This window comes from Pseudomonas sp. HC1(2025), from assembly GCF_058742075.1.
In genome coordinates this window covers 4,191,811-4,210,127 of record NZ_CP196017.1, presented here as the reverse complement: position 1 = coordinate 4,210,127, position 18,317 = coordinate 4,191,811, and the positions used below count along the sequence as shown (strand labels likewise).

20 protein-coding genes and 1 riboswitch are annotated in these 18,317 nt (G+C 63.2%); of the genes, 19 read left to right on the top strand and 1 reads right to left on the bottom strand.

The window, feature by feature from the left end:
* Positions 1-43: 43 nt before the first annotated feature.
* From ACSSVH_RS18660 to ACSSVH_RS18620, 9 genes are all read left to right on the top strand, one after another.
* On the top strand, positions 44-1,483 hold the full coding sequence (locus ACSSVH_RS18660; protein ID WP_169955234.1) for an aminotransferase-like domain-containing protein: 1,440 nt from the start codon (positions 44-46) through the stop codon (positions 1,481-1,483).
* Between the two features lie 104 nt (positions 1,484-1,587).
* A complete protein-coding gene (locus tag ACSSVH_RS18655) occupies positions 1,588-2,058 on the top strand; it encodes a translation initiation factor 2 (protein WP_170042591.1) in 471 nt (156 codons plus the stop codon).
* A 160-nt stretch (positions 2,059-2,218) separates the two neighbouring features.
* Complete coding sequence (locus ACSSVH_RS18650; protein WP_076961156.1) at positions 2,219-2,473, top strand: YkgJ family cysteine cluster protein; 255 nt, start codon at positions 2,219-2,221, stop codon at positions 2,471-2,473.
* Positions 2,474-2,514: 41 nt separating this feature from the next.
* Positions 2,515-3,123: an START domain-containing protein gene (locus ACSSVH_RS18645; protein ID WP_169955236.1), complete on the top strand. Its 609-nt coding sequence runs from the start codon at positions 2,515-2,517 to the stop codon at positions 3,121-3,123.
* A 103-nt stretch (positions 3,124-3,226) separates the two neighbouring features.
* Positions 3,227-3,463: a hypothetical protein gene (locus ACSSVH_RS18640; protein ID WP_492633591.1), complete on the top strand. Its 237-nt coding sequence runs from the start codon at positions 3,227-3,229 to the stop codon at positions 3,461-3,463.
* Between the two features lie 211 nt (positions 3,464-3,674).
* On the top strand, positions 3,675-4,016 hold the full coding sequence (locus tag ACSSVH_RS18635; protein ID WP_029299641.1) for a ribonuclease E inhibitor RraB: 342 nt from the start codon (positions 3,675-3,677) through the stop codon (positions 4,014-4,016).
* 461 nt (positions 4,017-4,477) lie between these two features.
* A complete protein-coding gene (locus ACSSVH_RS18630) occupies positions 4,478-5,887 on the top strand; it encodes a circularly permuted type 2 ATP-grasp protein (protein WP_170042593.1) in 1,410 nt (469 codons plus the stop codon).
* Between the two features lie 4 nt (positions 5,888-5,891).
* A complete protein-coding gene (locus ACSSVH_RS18625) occupies positions 5,892-6,842 on the top strand; it encodes an alpha-E domain-containing protein (protein ID WP_169955240.1) in 951 nt (316 codons plus the stop codon).
* The gene (locus ACSSVH_RS18620) at positions 6,839-7,642 is read left to right on the top strand and encodes a transglutaminase family protein (protein WP_169955241.1); all 804 of its coding nucleotides are present in this window, start codon (positions 6,839-6,841) and stop codon (positions 7,640-7,642) included. The genes ACSSVH_RS18625 and ACSSVH_RS18620 overlap by 4 nt, the downstream gene beginning before the upstream one ends.
* 67 nt (positions 7,643-7,709) lie before the next feature.
* Here ACSSVH_RS18620 and ACSSVH_RS18615 read toward each other — a convergent pair whose 3' ends face one another.
* Positions 7,710-9,023: a PQQ-dependent sugar dehydrogenase gene (locus ACSSVH_RS18615; protein ID WP_492633590.1), complete on the bottom strand. Its 1,314-nt coding sequence runs from the start codon at positions 9,021-9,023 to the stop codon at positions 7,710-7,712.
* A 99-nt stretch (positions 9,024-9,122) separates the two neighbouring features.
* A riboswitch (cobalamin riboswitch) is annotated at positions 9,123-9,370 on the top strand.
* 80 nt (positions 9,371-9,450) lie between these two features.
* Here ACSSVH_RS18615 and cobO point away from each other — a divergent pair.
* Genes cobO through ACSSVH_RS18565 form a run of 10 tightly spaced genes read left to right on the top strand, consistent with a single transcriptional unit; the run spans position 9,451 to position 18,290 of the window.
* Positions 9,451-10,062, top strand: coding sequence for a cob(I)yrinic acid a,c-diamide adenosyltransferase (gene cobO, locus ACSSVH_RS18610; protein ID WP_492633589.1), 612 nt, complete (start codon positions 9,451-9,453; stop codon positions 10,060-10,062).
* Positions 10,059-11,423 (top strand): cobyrinic acid a,c-diamide synthase CobB, encoded by a 1,365-nt coding sequence (locus tag ACSSVH_RS18605; protein ID WP_492633588.1) that lies wholly within the window; start codon positions 10,059-10,061, stop codon positions 11,421-11,423. The genes cobO and ACSSVH_RS18605 overlap by 4 nt, the downstream gene beginning before the upstream one ends.
* Positions 11,420-12,070: a 5,6-dimethylbenzimidazole synthase gene (gene bluB, locus ACSSVH_RS18600; RefSeq protein WP_492633587.1), complete on the top strand. Its 651-nt coding sequence runs from the start codon at positions 11,420-11,422 to the stop codon at positions 12,068-12,070. Before ACSSVH_RS18605 ends, bluB begins: the two co-directional genes overlap by 4 nt.
* Positions 12,067-12,975 carry an adenosylcobinamide-phosphate synthase CbiB gene (gene cbiB, locus ACSSVH_RS18595; protein WP_492633586.1) on the top strand — a complete coding sequence of 303 codons (909 nt, stop codon included), beginning with the start codon at positions 12,067-12,069 and terminating at the stop codon, positions 12,973-12,975. Before bluB ends, cbiB begins: the two co-directional genes overlap by 4 nt.
* Positions 12,968-13,957, top strand: coding sequence for a threonine-phosphate decarboxylase CobD (cobD, locus tag ACSSVH_RS18590; protein ID WP_492633585.1), 990 nt, complete (start codon positions 12,968-12,970; stop codon positions 13,955-13,957). The genes cbiB and cobD overlap by 8 nt, the downstream gene beginning before the upstream one ends.
* On the top strand, positions 13,954-15,405 hold the full coding sequence (locus ACSSVH_RS18585; protein ID WP_169955248.1) for a cobyric acid synthase: 1,452 nt from the start codon (positions 13,954-13,956) through the stop codon (positions 15,403-15,405). The genes cobD and ACSSVH_RS18585 overlap by 4 nt, the downstream gene beginning before the upstream one ends.
* Before the next feature lie 10 nt (positions 15,406-15,415).
* Positions 15,416-15,937 (top strand): bifunctional adenosylcobinamide kinase/adenosylcobinamide-phosphate guanylyltransferase, encoded by a 522-nt coding sequence (cobU, locus tag ACSSVH_RS18580; RefSeq protein WP_492633584.1) that lies wholly within the window; start codon positions 15,416-15,418, stop codon positions 15,935-15,937.
* Complete coding sequence (cobT, locus tag ACSSVH_RS18575) at positions 15,934-16,989, top strand: nicotinate-nucleotide--dimethylbenzimidazole phosphoribosyltransferase (protein WP_492633583.1); 1,056 nt, start codon at positions 15,934-15,936, stop codon at positions 16,987-16,989. Before cobU ends, cobT begins: the two co-directional genes overlap by 4 nt.
* Positions 16,986-17,561, top strand: coding sequence for an alpha-ribazole phosphatase family protein (gene cobC, locus ACSSVH_RS18570; RefSeq protein ID WP_169955251.1), 576 nt, complete (start codon positions 16,986-16,988; stop codon positions 17,559-17,561). Before cobT ends, cobC begins: the two co-directional genes overlap by 4 nt.
* Positions 17,562-18,290, top strand: a complete 729-nt coding sequence (locus ACSSVH_RS18565) for an adenosylcobinamide-GDP ribazoletransferase (RefSeq protein ID WP_172312875.1) — start codon at positions 17,562-17,564, stop codon at positions 18,288-18,290.
* The last annotated feature ends 27 nt before the right edge of the window (positions 18,291-18,317 follow it).

The following is an 18,317-nucleotide window of genomic DNA, read 5'->3' as shown; positions in this document are numbered from 1 at the left end:
TTTCACACAAAAATAAAATACCCGTGAAATCGAGTGCTGCGTCATGACCAATCTCTTGCTTTACCAACGTATCGCCCAGCAATTGGCTGAGGATATCCGGCGCGGTGTCTATCAGCCGGGTGAGCGCGTGCCTTCGGTGCGCAAGATGAGCTCCCAGCTCAATGTCAGTCATGCCACGGTGTTGCAGGCCTACGCCAATCTCGAGGACCAGGGGTTGATCCGCGCGCGCCCGCAGTCCGGGTATTACGTGCACCAGACCCCGGCCCTGACCGCACCAACGCCGGATATCGCGCGGGTCGAGCGCCCGGGCCTGGTCACCCGCAGCAGTATCATTCAACAGGTATTGGTCGAGTCCCGGCGCGAAGGGGTGTTCCCGCTCGGCGCCGCCGTGCCCAGTGTCGACTACCTGCCGGTGCGCGCACTGCACCAGCAACTGGCCAAGGTCACGCGCTTCCAGAGCCCGCGGGCGTTCAGCTATATGTTCAGCCCAGGCTTTGAGCCGCTGCGACGCCAGGTCGCGATCCGCATGCGCGATGCCGGCGTGGTGGTCGACCCGTCCGAGGTGGTGATCACCCACGGGTGTGTTGACGCATTGCAGATGTCCCTGCGGGTGCTGACCCGTCCCGGCGACCTGATCGCCGCTGAGTCCCCCACCTATTACGGCCTGTTGCAACTGGCGGATCTGCTCGGCCTCAAGGTCATCGAAATCCCCAGCGACCCCGCCACCGGCATGAGCCTGGAAGCCCTGCAACTGGCGGCCAACCAATGGTCGATCAAGGCCCTGGTGCTGACCACGCGCCTGAGCAATCCCCTGGGCGGCACCATGCCGGAAGAACGGCAGAAACAGTTGCTGCGCCTGGCCTCGGATTTCGATATCCAGATCGTCGAGGACGATATCTACGGCGAATTGATGTTCGAGCTGGGCCGCACCAAGGCTCTCAAGGCCTATGACCGCCTGGACCGGGTGATTTATTGCTCCAGCTTCTCCAAGACCCTGTCCCCCGGCGTGCGTATCGGCTGGATGATTGCCGGCAAGTACCAGCAAGAGCTCCAGCGCCTGCAGATGTTCAGCACGCACTCGGCGTGCAGCGTGACGCAGATGGGCGTGGCGGCGTACCTGGAGAATGGCGGCTACGACCGGCACCTGCGTTACATTCGCCAGGAGTACCGCAAGAACCTCAGCGCCTTCCAATTGGCGGTGCAGCAGTATTTCCCGGAGGGCACGCAGATGAGCCGGCCGACCGGCGGTTTTATCCTGTGGGTCAGCCTGCCGGGTCGGGTCAATACCCAGGAGTTGCACGTGCGCGCCCTGCAACAGGGCATCAGCATTGCGCCGGGGCTGATCTTCAGCAATACGGAACAGTTCAACCACTGTATTCGGCTCAATTGCGGCACACCCTGGAATCGTGAAGCCGAGCGCGCCTTGATGACCCTGGGGATGCTGGCCAACCAGTTGTGCCAGGAGGCAGCGGGCGGTTTTTGAAGCGCCAAAACGGGGCCTGAACGGTAGCTGGCTAATCACCGCGCTTGTCATGCCGCGCTCAACAAGCGAGCATATGGCCTTCTGCCGTTAATGCTGTTGGCGATATGACCTCTATTTTTCCTGCCGCGCTGTTGATCTGTCTGGCGAGCCTGTGCAACGCCACTTCTGTAGTGGCAGCGCCTGCCACTGCGCCAGTTGTGCTGGCAGCTGCCGAACAAACGCCGGCGCCGGCGAAAAAAACAGTCCAGGCGAAAAAAGCCGCCAAGGAAAAAAAGCGCGCACCTATCGCCAGCAAGTCCAAGTCAGCCCGTGAAGTGGCCCAGACCAAGCTACCACCGGCGAAACTGGACCTCAGCCTGCCCCAGGAAATGGTCCGGCATCTGCAGCCCCTTGGCACTATGCCGCAGCCCAAGAACGTGCCGTTGTTGCCGCCGATGTTTGGCGAGAAACCGGTCGATAACAGCGCATTCCAGATCAACGGACGCCTGCTGAGCAACGAAATGCAGTTGCAAATGCGCAATGAGGAGCGGCGCGATGTAGAAGGCGCAGCCCTGGATTTTGAATTCAAGAATTAATCTTCCCTGCAAAGTGACCTGAGCCACTGACCTTCTGTCGCAGACTGGTCGGTCACTTTTGTTTTCTTTGAAAAACCTCTGTTAGACCATTTTAAAACGGATGTTTTAGGGCGTACTCTAGCCCGGCCATCAACACTTTGTCGTCGAGGACCTGCTGGTCATGAAATGCCGTGAAGGCTGTGGCGCCTGCTGTATCGCCCCTTCCATCAGTTCGCCGCTGCCCGGTATGCCCAATGGCAAACCCGCGGGCGAACGCTGCCTGCATCTGTCGGTCGAACAGCTGTGCCAACTGTTTGGCCAGCCTGAGCGGCCCGCGGTGTGCGGTGCCTTTGCGGCGGATCTTGAGGTCTGTGGTAGTAGCCAGGAAGAAGCGATCAGGTTGATCGGCTGGTGGGAGCAGATGACGGCGGCTTAGTGGGCTTTAATGTCAGAACTTCAACAATAAGGAATACAACAATGGGTTCGCTGAAACGAATGGCTGTGTTGTGCGGTTTTACGGTGTTGTTTGCAGCTACTGCACAGGCAGAAGAGTGGCAGGTTGCCAAGGATGAGGAAGGTATCAAGGTTGCCTTGAGTGAAGTGGCCGGCTCCAAATACAAGGCGTATCGCGGCGTTACCGTGATCAAGGCGCCATTGGCCAAGATCCAGGCCCTACAGGACGATGTCGTCGGCGCCTGTAAGTGGATTCACGAATGCAAGTCGCAGAAGCTGCTCAAGAAGGAAGGTGACAAGAGCTGGACCTACACCCAGTTCAAGGCCCCGTTCCCGGTGACCGATCGTGACTCGATCCTGGAGATCACCACCACCCAGGCCGCCGATGGCAGCGTGACCCGCAAACTGCTGGAAGTGCCGACCTATCTGCCGGAAGAGAAAGGCTATGTGCGCGTGGCCCAGGTCGAAGGCTTCTGGAAATTGGTGCCCAAAGGCGCCGACCAGACCGAAGTGACCTACCAGGTTCACACCGAGCCAGGTGGCAGCGTGCCTTCCTGGTTGGCCAACAAGTTTGTGGTTGAAGCGCCTTTCAACACCTTGAAAGCCCTCAAGGCAGCGGCCGAGAAGCCGTAAGCCCAACCGATCATATGCCTCCTGCCTTGAGTGGAACGATCACCGTGCCCTCAAGGTCCAGATATGTGTAAGCCCATCCATGGGCTTTATCGAGGAGGCACTGATGCAAAACTGGCAAGTTACCTTCGTTGACGATCACGGCGTGCAATCGGTAGAGCTGTTCGCCTGTGCGCAAAAGCCCAGCCTCGAAGATGCGGCGCAGATGATTCGCGCCAAATTGCTGCCCATCCCCGCCAAGCTGGACCTCAATGACCTGGATGGCCGGATCCCCGAACCGACGGTCAAGAGCTTGAAGGACCAGAACAGTATCCAGATCCTCGACATTTCTCCCGCCGCCTGAATATTCCCTGTACGTCTTTAAAGCGCTGCTGGTGGAGGTGATAGCTTCGCGCTACTCTGCAAGGGAGATCAGCGAATGAATCGCTAAGGTCTGGTCTTGTCAGCTACATGCTTGTTTTCCTGCGGCGATGTCATTGCCGTCAACCTGCGCCGTTCGCGCGCAGGCTCTGGGAAGCACGGAAAGTCTATCCATCGGTTTAGGAGGACGTTTCATGAGCACAGCCTATCAAGAAGACATCAGCACCCACGTGTTACGCCGCATGAAAGAGGGCGGCTTTGACTTCTCGCGCTTCCACCCCATTGAGTTCTACGCCATTTTCCCGGATGAGGAACGTGCGCGCCGGGCTGCGGGTCGGTTTCGTGGGGAGTCGATCAATGCCCAGGTCAGTGCACGGGATGACGGTGCCTGGTTCTTGGAATTGAGCAAAGTCATGTTCGCCACCTACGACGGTATTGGTGATTTCGAGCAGGACTTTGAGGCGGTAGTCGAGCCCTTGGGCGGGATTATCGAGGGATGGGGCGTGAAGCACGAGGTTCGTGGGTTACCCATGTAGACACATGATCAATAAAGCAGCGTATCGGCTGACCCTCGGGTCGGCCGATTTTGTTTGTGGCGCGGCAAAGTACTTGGAACTTATTGCGAAAATTCCTCCACAAAAAAAAGCCACCCGAGCAGGGTGGCTAAAAGGGAAGACCGGAAAGAAGGGGAACCGGTCGGTACTTGCACAAGCAAGTTACCGGCGGTGACGAGGTGATGCTGTAGGACGAATCCTGTTCAGCGGATGAGCGTGATTATCCGCAAGCTTTCCCGGGCAGTGAAATCAACTCTGGCTATGCTGGTGATAGGCAATGCCTGCGTCGCTTTGAAGCGCGAGTGGCAAGGCCCGGGCGGTTGTTGCACCAGGACGGTGCGGTGCTGCCTTTGGCTATATCCAACTAATTGATACTTAAGTGTTTATGCCGCTGGCACGGGCCTTGCGACAGTCCGTTGCGTCCGGGTGACAAGGAGTTCGGCATGATCCGCACTTATTACGATGAAATGTACGATGAGGCTGGCCAGGTCCGCCCTCACTATCGCGAGTTTGCCCGCTGGCTGGATCAAACCCCTGCCGAGCTGCTGGCCCAGCGTCGGCGTGAAGCCGATTTGCTGTTCCACCGCGCGGGTATCACCTTCACCCTGTACGGCGACGAGCAGGGCACCGAGCGCCTGATCCCCTTCGATACCATCCCGCGCAGCATTCCCGCCAGCGAATGGCGAATTGTCGAACGAGGCTGCATTCAACGGGTCAAGGCATTGAACCTGTTCCTTGCCGACCTTTATCACGACCAACGAATTATCAAGGCCGGGATCATTCCTGCCGAGCAAGTGCTGGCCAATGAGCAATACCAGTTGGCGATGCAGGGCTTGGACCTGCACCGCGATATTTATTCCCACGTCTCGGGTGTCGACCTCGTACGGGATGGCGACGGCACGTACTACGTGCTGGAAGACAACCTGCGCACCCCCAGCGGCGTGAGCTATATGCTCGAAGACCGCAAGATGATGATGCGCCTGTTCCCCGAACTGTTCGCCGCCCAGCGCATCGCGCCGATCGATCATTACCCCAACCTGCTGCTCGATACCCTGAAAAGCTCCAGCCCGCTGGATAACCCCAGCGTGGTGGTGCTGACGCCGGGGCGCTTCAACAGCGCGTTTTTCGAGCACGCGTTCCTCGCCCGGGAAATGGGTGTGGAGTTGGTAGAAGGCGCTGACCTGTTTGTGCGCGACGACCGCGTATTCATGCGCACCACCGACGGGCCCAAGGCTGTGGACGTGATCTACCGGCGCCTCGACGATGCCTACCTCGACCCGCTGGCCTTCAACCCCGAATCCATGCTTGGTGTGCCCGGCCTGCTGGCCGCCTACCGCTCGGGCAATGTGGTGCTGGCCAATGCCATTGGCACCGGGGTGGCGGATGACAAGTCGGTGTATCCCTTCGTCACCGACATGATCCGTTTTTACTTGGATGAAGAGCCGATCCTGAAGAATGTTCCGACGTTCCAGTGCCGTAAGCCTGACGAACTGTCTCACGTGCTGGCGAACCTACCGCAGTTGGTGGTCAAGGAGACCCAGGGCTCCGGTGGCTACGGCATGTTGGTCGGCCCGGCTGCCACGGCTGCTGAGATCGAAGCCTTTCGTGCGCGGATCAAGGCCAAGCCCCATGCCTACATCGCCCAGCCGACCCTGTGTCTGTCGACGTGCCCGACCTTTGTCGAAAACGGTATAGCGCCCCGGCATATCGACCTGCGGCCGTTCGTCCTGTCCGGCAAGGAAACCCGTGTGGTGCCCGGCGGGCTGACCCGTGTGGCGCTGCGGGAGGGTTCGTTGGTGGTCAACTCATCCCAGGGTGGCGGCACTAAAGACACCTGGGTGGTCGAGGAATGAAACCATGCTGAGCAGAACTGCCTCGGATTTATATTGGATGTCGCGCTACCTGGAGCGCGCGGAAAACCTCGCGCGCATGCTGGATGTCAGTTATTCGCTGTCGCTGATGCCCCAGGATGGGCGCGGCGATGGCCTGCACGAACTGGCCATGCCCCTGCTGATCACCGGCACCCTGGACGACTATCACGCGCGTCACGGCGAGTTGCATGCCGAGCGTTTGTTGCACTTCTTTGCCCTGGATGCCGCCAACCCGGCGAGCATCTACAGTTGCCTGGGCGCCGCCCGCGCCAGTGCCCATGCCGTGCGTGGGCGAATTACTGCGGACATGTGGGAAAACATCAACGCCACCTGGCTGGATATTCGCGTCATCGCCCAGGAGGGCCTGAGCCGCTATGGCATGAGCCGTTTCTGCGAATGGGTCAAGGAACGATCCCACCTGTTTCGTGGCGCCACCTACGGCACCATCATGCGCAACGACGCTTTTCGCTTTATTCGCCTGGGCACCTTTATCGAAAGGGCCGACAACACCCTGCGCCTGTTGGACGCCCGCTACGAGATGGCCGGCGACCAGGCCGACGTGGTAATTGATGGCACCGCCCACGCCTATTACCAATGGAGTGCGCTATTGCGGGCCTTGTCGTCCTTCGAGGCCTACACCGAGATCTATCGTGATGCGCCCGGCGCCCGGCAGGTGGCCGAACTGTTGCTGCTGCGTGCCGATGTGCCGCGTTCCCTGCGCGCGTGCAGCGAAGAAATCGACCAGATCCTCGCCAGTCTGCCTGGCATCAACGGCCGCCCGGCCCAGCGCCTGGCCGCCGAAATGGACGCGCGCCTGCGCTTTACCGCCATTGACGAAATCCTTGAAGAAGGCCTGCACGCCTGGCTGACCGACTTCATCCCGCTGGTACGCCAGTTGGGTAACGCTATTCATCATTCCTACCTGGAGGCGGCATGAGACTTTCCATCAGCCACGAAACTACCTACCGCTATGAAGACCAGGTGCGTGCCAGCATCCAATACCTGCGCCTGACCCCTCACGACAGCGAGCGTCAGCATGTGCTCAGTTGGCAGCTGGATCTGCCGCGTCCGGTGCGGGCCCAGTTGGACCCATTCGGCAATATCCTGCATGTGCTGACCCTGGATGAGCCCCACGAATCGATCGTCATCGGCGCCCGAGGCCAAGTGGACATTGACGAGTGGCGCGAGGCCGAGCACGACAGCCAGTCGCCATTTCCTTTCCAGCGTTGCACGCGCCTGACTGAGCCGGACGAGGCCCTGCGCGCCTTTGCCCAGCAGCACTGCGGTAAACGCCGGGATCGCAATGCCTTGATCGATCTGATGCACGCTCTCAACCAGCATATCGCCTACGTGCCGGGGGCCACGCAAGTGGAAACCTGCGCGGCCGAGGCGTTCGCCGGGCGTGCCGGGGTTTGCCAGGATCACGCCCATGCATTCCTGGCCTGCGCGCGCAGCCTGGGGATCGCCACGCGGTATGTGTCGGGGTATTTGTATAGCGAGGACAGCGAGCACCTGGCCAGCCATGCCTGGGCCGAAGCCTGGCTGGATGACGCCTGGTACAGCTTCGATGTGACCAACCAACTGGCCCGCCCGGAGCGGCATCTGAAACTGGCGGTGGGCCTGGATTACCTCGATGCGTGCCCGGTGCGCGGCATGCGCCGTGGCGGCGGGCACGAGCAGATGCATGCCAGGGTATTTGTGGCGCCGAGCCCGGTGATCCTGGTGCAGCAGCAATAACCCCGTCACCCCCTTGCCGGCGATGAGCCCAGAATGATCCTCATCGTCGGCAAGCCGGCATCAGGTGCTATTTAGCGGCTGACACCCGCCACACCTTATTCCCCACATCATCGGCCACCAGCAAGCCGCCTTGCTGGTCGATCACCACGCCCACCGGCCGGCCCATGGCTTTCTCATCACTGTTGAGGAACCCGGTCAGCACATCCACCGGTGCGCCGTTGGGCTTGCCCCCCGCAAATGGCACAAAGATTACCTTGTAACCACTGTGCGGCTTGCGATTCCACGAGCCGTGCTGGCCAATAAACGCGCCATGGGCAAATTGTGCCGGCAGCGTGTTGCCTTCAGCGAAGGTCAGGCCCAACGATGCGGTGTGTGGCCCGACGGCATAGTCCGGGGCAATGGCCTTGGCCACCAGGTCCGGATCCTGCGGCGTGACCCGTACATCCACATGTTGGCCGTAGTAGCTGAACGGCCAGCCGTAAAAGCCACCGTCCTGGACCGAGGTGATGTAGTCCGGCACCAAGTCGCTGCCGATTTCATCGCGCTCGTTGACCGCCGTCCATAGCTTGCCGCTTTGTGGCTCCCACGCCATGCCATTGGGGTTGCGCAGCCCGGAAGCAAAAATCCGCTGCTTGGCGCTGGCCCGGTCGACTTCCCAGATCGCCGCACGGCCCTGTTCGGCTTCCAGGCCGTTTTCACCGACGTTGCTGTTGGAACCCACGCTTACATACAACTTGCTGCCATCCTTGCTGGCCACCACGTTTTTCGTCCAGTGGTGGTTGAGCGGGCCGCCCGGCAGGTCGATGACCTTGGTGCCCTGGGCCTTGATCGCGGTTTCCCCCGGTTGATAGGGAAAGCGCAGCAGCTTGTCCGAGTCGGCCACGTACAGGTCGTTGCCCACCAGGGACATGCCAAACGGCGAGTTGAGGTTTTCCAGGAACACCGTGCGGGTTTCTGCCACGCCGTCATGGTCGGCATCGCGCAGCAGGGTGATGCGGTTCGGGCTAGGTACGCCGGCCCCGGCACGGCCCATGACCTTTTCCATGACCCAGCCGCGAATGCCCTTGGAGTCATCCGGCTTGGGCGGCGCGTTGGTCTCGGCCACCAGCACGTCGCCGTTGGGCAATACATACAACCAGCGCGGGTGGTCCAGGCCTTCGGCGAAGGCGCCGACCTGGGTGCCCGCAGCCGCGGTCGGCTTGGCGCCATCGGGCCAGCCAATGGCCGGGGCGATGTTGACGGTGGGGATCAGGGTTTTGTTCGGTTCCGGCAGCTTGGGCGATGGCCCCGTGCCGTCGGAGACCTGCAAGGTTGAGCTTTCGCCGCAGGCGGCGAGTGCGCCTGCGGCCATGATCAGTACGGCGAGTCGGGTCTTGTGCATGTTTTTCTCCTCAATGCCTGTAGTCATAGAGGTACAGCGCGCGGCGATGGTTCAAGTGCATGGCCGGCTTTAATTGACGCTGTACCCCCAACCCACTAACCTTCGCCGCTTGTTTCAGGTGCTCTGTGGCGTACGCGCCGACCGAGTGAAACAGGGAAGCCGGTGAGTGCGCGCACTTTTCTACAGTGCGGCCACGATCCCGGCGCTGCCCCCGCAACGGTAAATGAGTCAAGACGCTGCTTTTGCCACTGTATCGCCTGCGATATGGGAAGGCGCATCGTCGGCTCGCCCTGCTCAACAGGGCGCCACTCATGAGCCCGGAGACCGGCCTGATCCATCCAACAGCATCACGGTGGGCGATGCTTGGCTTCATTTAAGTGGTCTTTTCCTGCCCGCCGTTTTTGTCCAGCCCCAACGGAGAGCTGCCATGACTGATTCCCCCGATCGTGACGAACGCCACCTGGCGCGCATGCTGCGCAAAAAAGCGGTGATTGACGAGCGCATTGCCAACTCACCGAATGAATGCGGTTTGCTGCTGGTATTGACCGGCAACGGCAAAGGCAAGAGCAGCTCGGCCTTTGGCATGCTCGCCCGGGCCATGGGCCACGATCTGCAATGCGGCGTGGTGCAGTTCATCAAAGGCCGCAACAGCACCGGGGAAGAGCTGTTCTTCCGCCGCTTCCCCGAGCAGGTGCGTTTCCATGTGATGGGCGAGGGCTTTACCTGGGAGACCCAGGACCGCCAGCGTGATATCGCCGCTGCCGAAGCGGCCTGGAAAGTCTCCCGGGAAATGTTGCAGGACCCGTCCATCGGCCTGGTGGTGCTGGATGAGCTGAACATTGCGCTCAAGCACGGCTATCTGGACCTGGACCAAGTGTTGAGCGACCTGCAAGCCCGGCCACCGATGCAGCATGTGCTGGTCACCGGCCGCGGGGCCAAACCGGAACTGATTGAAATGGCCGATACCGTCACCGAAATGGGCATGCTCAAGCACGCGTTCCAGGCCGGTATCAAGGCACAGAAAGGCATCGAACTTTGAACCCGCCGCGCCATTGCCCAGCCGTGCTGATCGCCGCGCCGGCGTCAGGCCAGGGCAAGACCACTGTCACCGCCGCGCTGGCCCGTCTGCACCGCAACCTGGGGCGCAAGGTCCGGGTGTTCAAGTGCGGCCCGGACTTTCTCGACCCGATGATCCATGAGCGCGCCAGTGGTGCGCCGGTCTATCAATTGGACATGTGGATGGTCGGCGAGCAGGAAAGTCGCCGCCTGCTGTGGGAAGCAGCGGGCGAGGCGGACCTGATCCTGATCGAGGGCGTGATGGGCCTGTTCGACGGCACACCTTCCAGCGCCGACCTGGCGCGCCATTTTGGCGTGCCGGTACTGGCAGTGATCGATGGCACCGCCATGGCCCAGACCTTTGGCGCCCTGGCGCTGGGGCTGGCGCGTTACCAGGCAGACCTGCCGTTCGCCGGGGTCCTGGCCAACCGTGTCGGCACCGTGCGCCACGCCCAACTGCTCGAAGGCAGCTTGACCGAAGGCCTGCGCTGGTACGGCGCACTGTCCCGGGAAACCGGCATTGAGCTGCCCAGCCGTCACCTGGGCCTGGTGCAGGCCAGCGAGCTGAATGACCTGGACCTGCGCCTGGATGCTGCCGCCGCCGCCCTGGCCAGCAGTTGCGAGGTAGCGCTGCCACCGCCGGTGGAATTCGCCGCGCCCGAGCTGATCGAAGCCCAGCCGCTACTGGCCGGGGTGCGGATTGCCGTGGCCCGTGACGAAGCCTTTGCTTTCACCTACGGCGCCAGCCTGGATTTGCTGCGAGCGATGGGCGCGCAGTTGCACTTCTTCTCGCCGATCCATGACCGCGTGCTGCCCGACGCCGACAGCCTCTATCTGCCCGGTGGCTACCCGGAACTGCATCATCAGGCGCTGTCGCAAAATAGCGCGATGCTGCAGGCGATCCGTGCCCATCACGCTGCCGGCAAACCGTTGCTGGCCGAATGCGGGGGCATGCTCTACCTGCTCGATTCCTTGACCGATGTCGAGGGCACGCGCGCCGAACTGCTGGGCCTGCTGCACGGCGATGCGGTCATGCAGAAACGCCTGGCGGCCCTGGCCCTGCAAACGGTCGAGCTGCCGGAAGGCGTGCTGCGCGGGCATACCTATCATCATTCCCTGACCAGCACGCCGTGGCAGCCGATTGCCCGTGGCCTGAGCCCCAACGGCGGGCGCGGCGCCGAGGCGGTGTATCGCCAGGGGCGGATGACGGCCTCCTATGTGCACTTTTACTTCCCGTCGAATCCGGCTGCGGTGGCCGCGTTGTTTGCGCCAGACCGGCAAGCCGTTATGGCAGGCGACCACGGTTCAAATGTGGGAGCGGGCTTGCCCGCGATAGGGCCATGACCGACCACGCCTACCCCCAGGCCGAGCGCGACGCGATCTACCGCGCCATCGCCGAACGTCGCGACATGCGCCACTTCAGCGGCGGCGCCGTCGCCCCGGAGCTGCTGCAGCGTCTGCTGCAGGCCGCGCACCAGGCCCCCAGCGTCGGCCTGATGCAGCCCTGGCGCTTTATCCGCATCAGCGACCGCAACCTGCGCGGGCAGATCCAGCAGTTGGTGGAAGCCGAACGCATCCGTACCGCGCAAGCCCTGGGCGAGCGTTCGGACGATTTCATGAAGCTCAAGGTCGAAGGCATCCACGACTGCGCCGAGGTGCTGGTGGCGGCGTTGATGGATGATCGCGAGCGGCATATTTTCGGGCGCCGGACCTTGCCGGAAATGGACCTGGCGTCGCTGTCCTGCGCGATCCAGAATCTATGGCTGGCCTCCCGCGCCGAAGGCCTGGGCATGGGCTGGGTGTCGTTGTTCGAACCCCAGGACCTGGCCGACCTGCTCGGCCTGCCGCCCGGCGCCAAGCCGCTGGCCGTGCTGTGCCTGGGCCCGGTGACGGAGTTCTACCCGGCACCGATGTTGCAACTTGAGGGCTGGACCGAACCGCGTCCGCTGAGTGACATGCTGTATGAGAATTATTGGGGAGTGAGTCAATGAGTGTGGCCTTGCTGAGCGTCGCCGCAGTGGCGCTGGATGCGCTGTTGGGCGAGCCCAGGCGCTGGCATCCGCTGGTGGCGTTCGGCAATTTTGCCGGGCGCATCGAGCAGCGTTTCAACTCTGCGGGGCGCGGCTGGCGCAGCCATGGCGTGACCGCATGGTTTATCACCGTGATACCGCTGACCTTGCTGGCCACTGCCTTGTCCTGGGCGCCATACTTCGGCTGGGTGATCGAGATCCTCGCGTTGTACCTGGCCCTGGGCATGCGCAGCCTGGGTGAGCACGTGCTACCGGTGGCCCAGGCCCTGCGCAGCGGGGACCTGGACGAGGCGCGCACGCGTGTCAGTTACCTGGTCAGCCGTCAGACCAGCGAATTGGACAGCACCGAAGTGGCGCGCGCGGCCACCGAGTCGGTGCTGGAAAACGGCAGCGATGCGGTGTTCGCCGCACTGTTCTGGTTTGTCGTGGCCGGGGTGCCGGGCGTGGTGCTGTACCGCCTGAGCAATACCCTGGATGCCATGTGGGGCTATCGCAACGAACGCTTTGAGCGCTTTGGCTGGGCGGCGGCGAAGATTGACGATGTGCTCAATTACATTCCGGCACGCTTGGTTGCGTTGACCTACGCCGTGCTAGGCAAGACCCGCCTGGCGCTCACATGCTGGCGCCGCCAGGGCCCGACCTGGGACAGCCCGAATGCCGGGCCGGTGATGGCTGCGGGCGCGGGCGCCCTGGGTGTCGAGTTGGGCGGGGCGGCGATTTATCACGGTGAGTTGCACCAGCGTCCGACCCTGGGCGAAGGGCCGCCGGCCGATGCTGATTCCATCGAGCGTGGCTGGCAACTGGTGCAGCGCGGCGTGTGGCTGTGGGTGTTGATCCTGTGTGCGGGGGCGCATTTCTATGCTTGAACACGGTGGACGGCTGCGCAAGGCGGCGTTGCAGTACGGCATCGCCCAGGAAGACTGGCTGGACCTGTCCAGTGGCCTCGCGCCCTGGCCCTGGCCAATCCCACCCATCCCGCTGCGGGCCTGGGCCCGCCTGCCAGAGACCGATGACGGCCTGGAGCAGGCCGCCTGCGACTACTACGGCGCAGCCCAGGTGCTGCCGGTGCCGGGTTCCCAGGCGGCGATCCAGCTGCTGCCGCGCCTGCGCCGGGCGGGCAAGGTCGGCGTGTTGTCGCCGTGCTACGCCGAGCATGCCCAAGCCTGGCGCCGCGCCGGTTACATCGTGCGCGAGGTGCTGGAGCAGGAAGTCGACTTCTTCCTCGATAGCCTCGACGTGCTGGTGGTGGTCAATCCCAACAACCCCACTGGCCTGAGCCTTACGCCCCAGCGCCTGCGGGATTGGCATGCACGCCTGGCCCAGCGCGGTGGTTGGTTGGTGGTGGATGAAGCCTTTATGGACAACACCCCGCACCTGAGCCTGGCGAGCCAGGCCAATCAAGTGGGGTTGATTGTGTTGCGCTCGTTCGGCAAGTTTTTCGGCCTGGCCGGGGTGCGCCTGGGCTTTGTATTGGCCGAGCGCAAGCTGCTCAAGCTGCTGGCCGAGCAGGTCGGCCCGTGGGCGGTGAGCGGGCCGACGCGGGAGTTGGGCCAGGTGTGCCTGCGCGACAGTGCCGGCCACACCTACCAGCGCCAGCGCTGCGAAGACGCCAGCCAGCGCCTGTTTCGCCTGTTGGAGCAGTATGGCCTGCGCCCACAAGGCGGCTGCGCGCTGTTCCAGTGGCTGATCACCGACCGCGCCGAGCTGCTACATGAGTTCATGGCCCAGCGCGGCATCCTGCTGCGCCTGTTTGTCCACGACAGCAGCCTGCGTTTTGGCCTGCCCGGGACTGACGCCGATTGGCTGCGCCTCGAACACGCCCTGACTGCCTGGAAGCAAACTTCATGACCACGCTGATGGTGCAAGGCACCACCTCCGACGCGGGCAAAAGCACCCTGGTGACCGCGCTGTGCCGCTGGGTCGTGCGCCAGGGCGTGCCGGTGGTGCCCTTCAAGCCGCAGAACATGGCGCTCAACAGTGCGGTCACGGCAGAAGGGGGCGAGATCGGCCGCGCCCAGGCCGTGCAGGCCCAGGCCGCCAACCTGGCGCCGCACACCGACATGAACCCGGTGCTGCTCAAGCCCAATAGTGACACCGGCTCCCAGGTGATCATCCATGGCCATGCCGTGACCAGCATGAATGCAGTGGCCTATCACGATTACAAAGCCATCGCCATGCAGGCGGTACTGGCCTCCCATGCGCGCCTGAGCGCGGCCTACCCGGTGGTGATGGTCGAAGGCGCGGGCTCGCCGGCCGAGATCAACCTGCGGGCCAACGACATTGCCAATATGGGGTTTGCTGAAGCGGTGGATTGCCCGGTGCTGCTGATCGCCGACATCAATCGCGGCGGGGTGTTTGCTCATCTGGTGGGCACGCTGGAGTTGCTGTCGCCGTCGGAGCAGGCGCGGGTCAAGGGCTTTATCATCAACCGCTTCCGTGGCGATATCGCCCTGCTGCAACCGGGCCTCGACTGGCTTGAGGCGCGCACCGGCAAACCGGTGGTGGGCGTGCTGCCGTACGTGATGGACCTGCACCTGGAAGCCGAGGATGGCATCGACCAGCGCCAGATCGACAAGGCGGCGCAGGTGCTCAAGGTGGTGGTGCCGGTATTGCCGCGCATCAGCAACCACACCGACTTCGACCCGTTGCGCCTGCATCCCCAGGTGGATCTGCAGTTTGTCGGGCCGGGCCAGGCAATCCCCGCCGCCGACCTGATCATCCTGCCCGGCTCGAAAAGCGTGCGCAGCGACCTGGCCTATCTGCGCGCCAATGGCTGGGACCGCGCGATTGCCCGGCACTTGCGCTATGGCGGCAAAGTCCTGGGCATCTGCGGTGGCCTGCAAATGCTGGGTGAGCAGGTCCACGATCCGCTGGGCCTGGAAGGCGCGGCGGGTTCCAGCGCTGGCCTGGGCCTGCTGGCGTTCAGCACCACCCTGGAAGCCGAGAAACAATTGCGCAATGTGCGCGGCCGGCTGGTGCTGGAAGAGGCGCCGGTCAGTGGTTATGAGATCCATGCGGGCGTGACCCGAGGGCCTGCCCTGGAGCAGGCGGCGGTGCGCCTGGATGATGGCCGCAGCGACGGTGCTTGTAGCGATGATGGGCAGATCCTTGGCACTTATCTGCACGGTCTGTTCGAGACGCCCGCCGCATGCAGCGCCTTGCTGCGCTGGGCCGGTTTGCAGGATGTGCAGGAAGTCGATTACCACGGCCTGCGCGAGCGCGATATCGAGCGCCTGGCGGATTTGGTGGAGCAGCATCTGGACACTCGGTTGCTGCGCCAGTTATGTGGCATTTGAGGGCTTGACCATGTTGCAACTGATCCTCGGCGGCGCCCGCTCCGGTAAAAGCCGCCTGGCCGAACAACTCGCCAGCGACAGCGCCATGCCCGTCACCTATATCGCTACCAGCCAGCCCCTGGACGGTGAAATGAACGCGCGCGTGGCCCTGCATCGTAAGCGTCGTCCCAGCCATTGGGGGCTGATCGAGGAACCGCTGGAATTGGCGCGGGTGCTGCGTGAAAACGCGGCGCCTGGGCATTGCCTGCTGGTCGATTGCCTGACCCTGTGGCTCACCAACCTGTTGCTGCTGGACGACCCACAGCGCCTGGGCGTCGAGCGTGAATCCCTGCTGGACTGCCTGGCGTCACTGCCGGGGGAAATCATTTTTGTCAGCAACGAGACCGGTCTGGGTGTCGTGCCGCTGGGCGAATTGACTCGCCGCTATGTGGATGAAGCCGGTTGGCTGCATCAAGCCTTGGCCGAGCGGTGTCAGCGTGTAGTGCTGACTGTTGCGGGCCTGCCCCTGACTTTGAAAGGTACTGCGTTATGAGCCAATCCTGGTGGCTGCAACCCTGCAAGGCGCTGGACGCCACGGCCTATGAACAAGCCCTGGCCCGTCAGCAGCAACTGACCAAGCCCGCCGGGTCCCTGGGGCAACTGGAGGCGCTGGCAGTGCAACTGGCCGGGTTGCAAGGCCGGGTCAAGCCAACGGTCGAGCAGGTATGGATCGCGATCTTTGCTGGCGATCACGGTGTGGTCGCCGAAGGCGTCTCGGCCTATCCCCAGGAAGTCACCGGGCAGATGCTGCACAACTTTGTCAGCGGCGGTGCGGCGATCAGCGTGCTGGCCCGGCAACTGGATGCACAGCTGGAAGTGGTGGACCTGGGCACCGTGACGCCATCGCTCGACCTGCCGGGCGTGCGCCACCTGAATATCGCCCCGGGCACGGCCAATTTTGTGCTGGGCGCGGCCATGACCGAGGCCCAGGGTCAGTTGGCCCTGGCGGCGGGGCGTGACAGCGTGCAGCGGGCGATCAACGCGGGTGCGCAGCTGTTTATTGGCGGCGAGATGGGCATCGGCAACACCACTGCCACCAGTGCACTGGCCTGCGCCTTGCTCGATTGCCAGGTCAGCGACCTGACCGGCCCCGGCACCGGCCTGAATGCCCAGGGCGTCAGCCATAAAGTGGCGGTGATCGAGCGCGCCCTGGCGTTGCATGCCGGGCAGCGGGGCGATCCGTTGCAGACCCTGTTCAACCTCGGTGGCCTGGAGATTGCGGGGTTGGTGGGGGCGTATCTGGCCTGCGCCCAGGCGGGGGTGGTAGTGCTGGTCGACGGGTTTATCTGCACCGTCGCGGCGCTGGTCGCCACGCGCCTGAACCCGTCTTGCCGGCCATGGCTGTTGTTCGGCCATCGGGGCGCCGAGCCGGGCCATCGCCATGTGTTGCAAAGCCTTGAAGCCCAGCCGCTGCTGGAACTGGGCCTGCGCCTGGGCGAGGGCAGCGGTGCGGCGCTGGCGGTGCCCCTGTTGCGCCTGGCCTGTGCGTTGCACGGGCAGATGGCGACGTTCGCAGAAGCCGCCGTGGCGGATCGCCCGGCATGACCTTGCACCTGGACCTGCTGCGCCATGGTGAAACCGAACTGGGCGGCGGTTTGCGCGGCAGCCTGGATGATGCGCTGACCGCCAAGGGTTGGGCGCAGATGCGCGAGGCGGTGCTGGCGCGCGGGCCGTGGGATCGACTGGTCAGCTCGCCGCTGCAGCGCTGCGCACGTTTCGCTGAAGAGTTGGGCGCACGCCTGAACCTGCCGGTGAGCCTGGAACAGGATCTACAGGAGCTGCATTTCGGCGCTTGGGAAGGGCAGAGCGCGGCGCAGTTGATGGCGACCGACGCCGAGGCGCTGGGCCTGTTCTGGGCGGATCCCTATAGCTTTACGCCGCCGGATGGCGAGCCTGTCGAGGCGTTTTCCCAGCGCGTGCACGGCGCCGTCCTACGTCTGCATCAGCTGTATGCCGGACAACGGGTGCTGCTGGTCAGCCATGGTGGTGTCATGCGTTTACTGCTGGCCCAGGCCCGTGGCTTGCCCCGTGAACAGTTGCTGAATGTCGAGGTCGGCCACGGCGGCCTGTTCAGCCTGCGGGTCGAAGCCGATGGCATGTTGAGCGAGGGCGCCTGAATGTTGCCATTCTGGATTGCCTTGCAGTTTCTCAGCAGTCTGCCGATCCGCCTGCCGGGCATGCCGCAACCCCAGGAGCTGGGGCGCTCGCTGCTGTTTTATCCGCTGGTGGGGCTGTTGTTCGGGCTGCTGCTGTGGGGCTTGAACACGCTGTTGATGGGCGCGCCTTTGCTGTTGCATGCGGCCCTGCTGCTGACGGCCTGGGTGTTGCTCAGTGGCGGCCTGCACCTGGATGGCCTGGCGGACAGCGCTGACGCCTGGCTGGGCGGTTTTGGCGACCGCGAACGCACCTTGAGCATCATGAAAGACCCGCGCAGCGGCCCGATTGCGGTGGTGACCCTGGGGTTGGTGCTGCTGCTCAAATTCAGCGCGCTGGTGGCGCTGATCGAGCAACACAATGGCGCCGCGTTGATCCTCGCGCCGTTGATCGGTCGCAGCTCGCTGCTGGCACTGTTTCTTACTACCCGCTATGTGCGCGCCGGGGGCCTGGGCCAGGCGCTGGCTGACCACTTGCCACGGATTGTCGGGCAGCAGGTATTGATCCTCAGCGGCCTGGCGTGTGTGTTGATCGGCGGTTTCAGTGGCGGGATTGCGGTGTTGCTGGCGGCCATCTGCTTTGTGGGCTTGCGGCAACTGATGATCAATCGGCTGGGCGGCACCACCGGTGATACGGCCGGCGCCTTGCTGGAGCTGCTTGAGGTAGCGGTGCTGATCGGTCTGGCTCTGTAACACTTTCTTGCATTTCCTTAATCGCGG

What these genes read in the sequence shown, in the direction of transcription:
- bluB (WP_492633587.1), top strand. Translation starts at nt 11,420, where the DNA reads ATGACCGACCACGCCTACCCCCAGGCCGAGCGCGACGCGATCTACCGC.
- cobC (WP_169955251.1), top strand. Translation starts at nt 16,986, where the DNA reads ATGACCTTGCACCTGGACCTGCTGCGCCATGGTGAAACCGAACTGGGC.
- ACSSVH_RS18645 (WP_169955236.1), top strand. Translation starts at nt 2,515, where the DNA reads ATGGGTTCGCTGAAACGAATGGCTGTGTTGTGCGGTTTTACGGTGTTG.
- ACSSVH_RS18660 (WP_169955234.1), top strand. Translation starts at nt 44, where the DNA reads ATGACCAATCTCTTGCTTTACCAACGTATCGCCCAGCAATTGGCTGAG.
- ACSSVH_RS18635 (WP_029299641.1), top strand. Translation starts at nt 3,675, where the DNA reads ATGAGCACAGCCTATCAAGAAGACATCAGCACCCACGTGTTACGCCGC.
- cobT (WP_492633583.1), top strand. Translation starts at nt 15,934, where the DNA reads ATGAGCCAATCCTGGTGGCTGCAACCCTGCAAGGCGCTGGACGCCACG.
- ACSSVH_RS18640 (WP_492633591.1), top strand. Translation starts at nt 3,227, where the DNA reads ATGCAAAACTGGCAAGTTACCTTCGTTGACGATCACGGCGTGCAATCG.
- ACSSVH_RS18625 (WP_169955240.1), top strand. Translation starts at nt 5,892, where the DNA reads ATGCTGAGCAGAACTGCCTCGGATTTATATTGGATGTCGCGCTACCTG.
- ACSSVH_RS18585 (WP_169955248.1), top strand. Translation starts at nt 13,954, where the DNA reads ATGACCACGCTGATGGTGCAAGGCACCACCTCCGACGCGGGCAAAAGC.
- cobO (WP_492633589.1), top strand. Translation starts at nt 9,451, where the DNA reads ATGACTGATTCCCCCGATCGTGACGAACGCCACCTGGCGCGCATGCTG.
- ACSSVH_RS18565 (WP_172312875.1), top strand. Translation starts at nt 17,562, where the DNA reads ATGTTGCCATTCTGGATTGCCTTGCAGTTTCTCAGCAGTCTGCCGATC.
- ACSSVH_RS18615 (WP_492633590.1), bottom strand. Translation starts at nt 9,023, where the DNA reads ATGCACAAGACCCGACTCGCCGTACTGATCATGGCCGCAGGCGCACTC.
- cobU (WP_492633584.1), top strand. Translation starts at nt 15,416, where the DNA reads ATGTTGCAACTGATCCTCGGCGGCGCCCGCTCCGGTAAAAGCCGCCTG.
- ACSSVH_RS18650 (WP_076961156.1), top strand. Translation starts at nt 2,219, where the DNA reads ATGAAATGCCGTGAAGGCTGTGGCGCCTGCTGTATCGCCCCTTCCATC.
- cbiB (WP_492633586.1), top strand. Translation starts at nt 12,067, where the DNA reads ATGAGTGTGGCCTTGCTGAGCGTCGCCGCAGTGGCGCTGGATGCGCTG.
- ACSSVH_RS18620 (WP_169955241.1), top strand. Translation starts at nt 6,839, where the DNA reads ATGAGACTTTCCATCAGCCACGAAACTACCTACCGCTATGAAGACCAG.
- cobD (WP_492633585.1), top strand. Translation starts at nt 12,968, where the DNA reads ATGCTTGAACACGGTGGACGGCTGCGCAAGGCGGCGTTGCAGTACGGC.
- ACSSVH_RS18655 (WP_170042591.1), top strand. Translation starts at nt 1,588, where the DNA reads ATGACCTCTATTTTTCCTGCCGCGCTGTTGATCTGTCTGGCGAGCCTG.
- ACSSVH_RS18630 (WP_170042593.1), top strand. Translation starts at nt 4,478, where the DNA reads ATGATCCGCACTTATTACGATGAAATGTACGATGAGGCTGGCCAGGTC.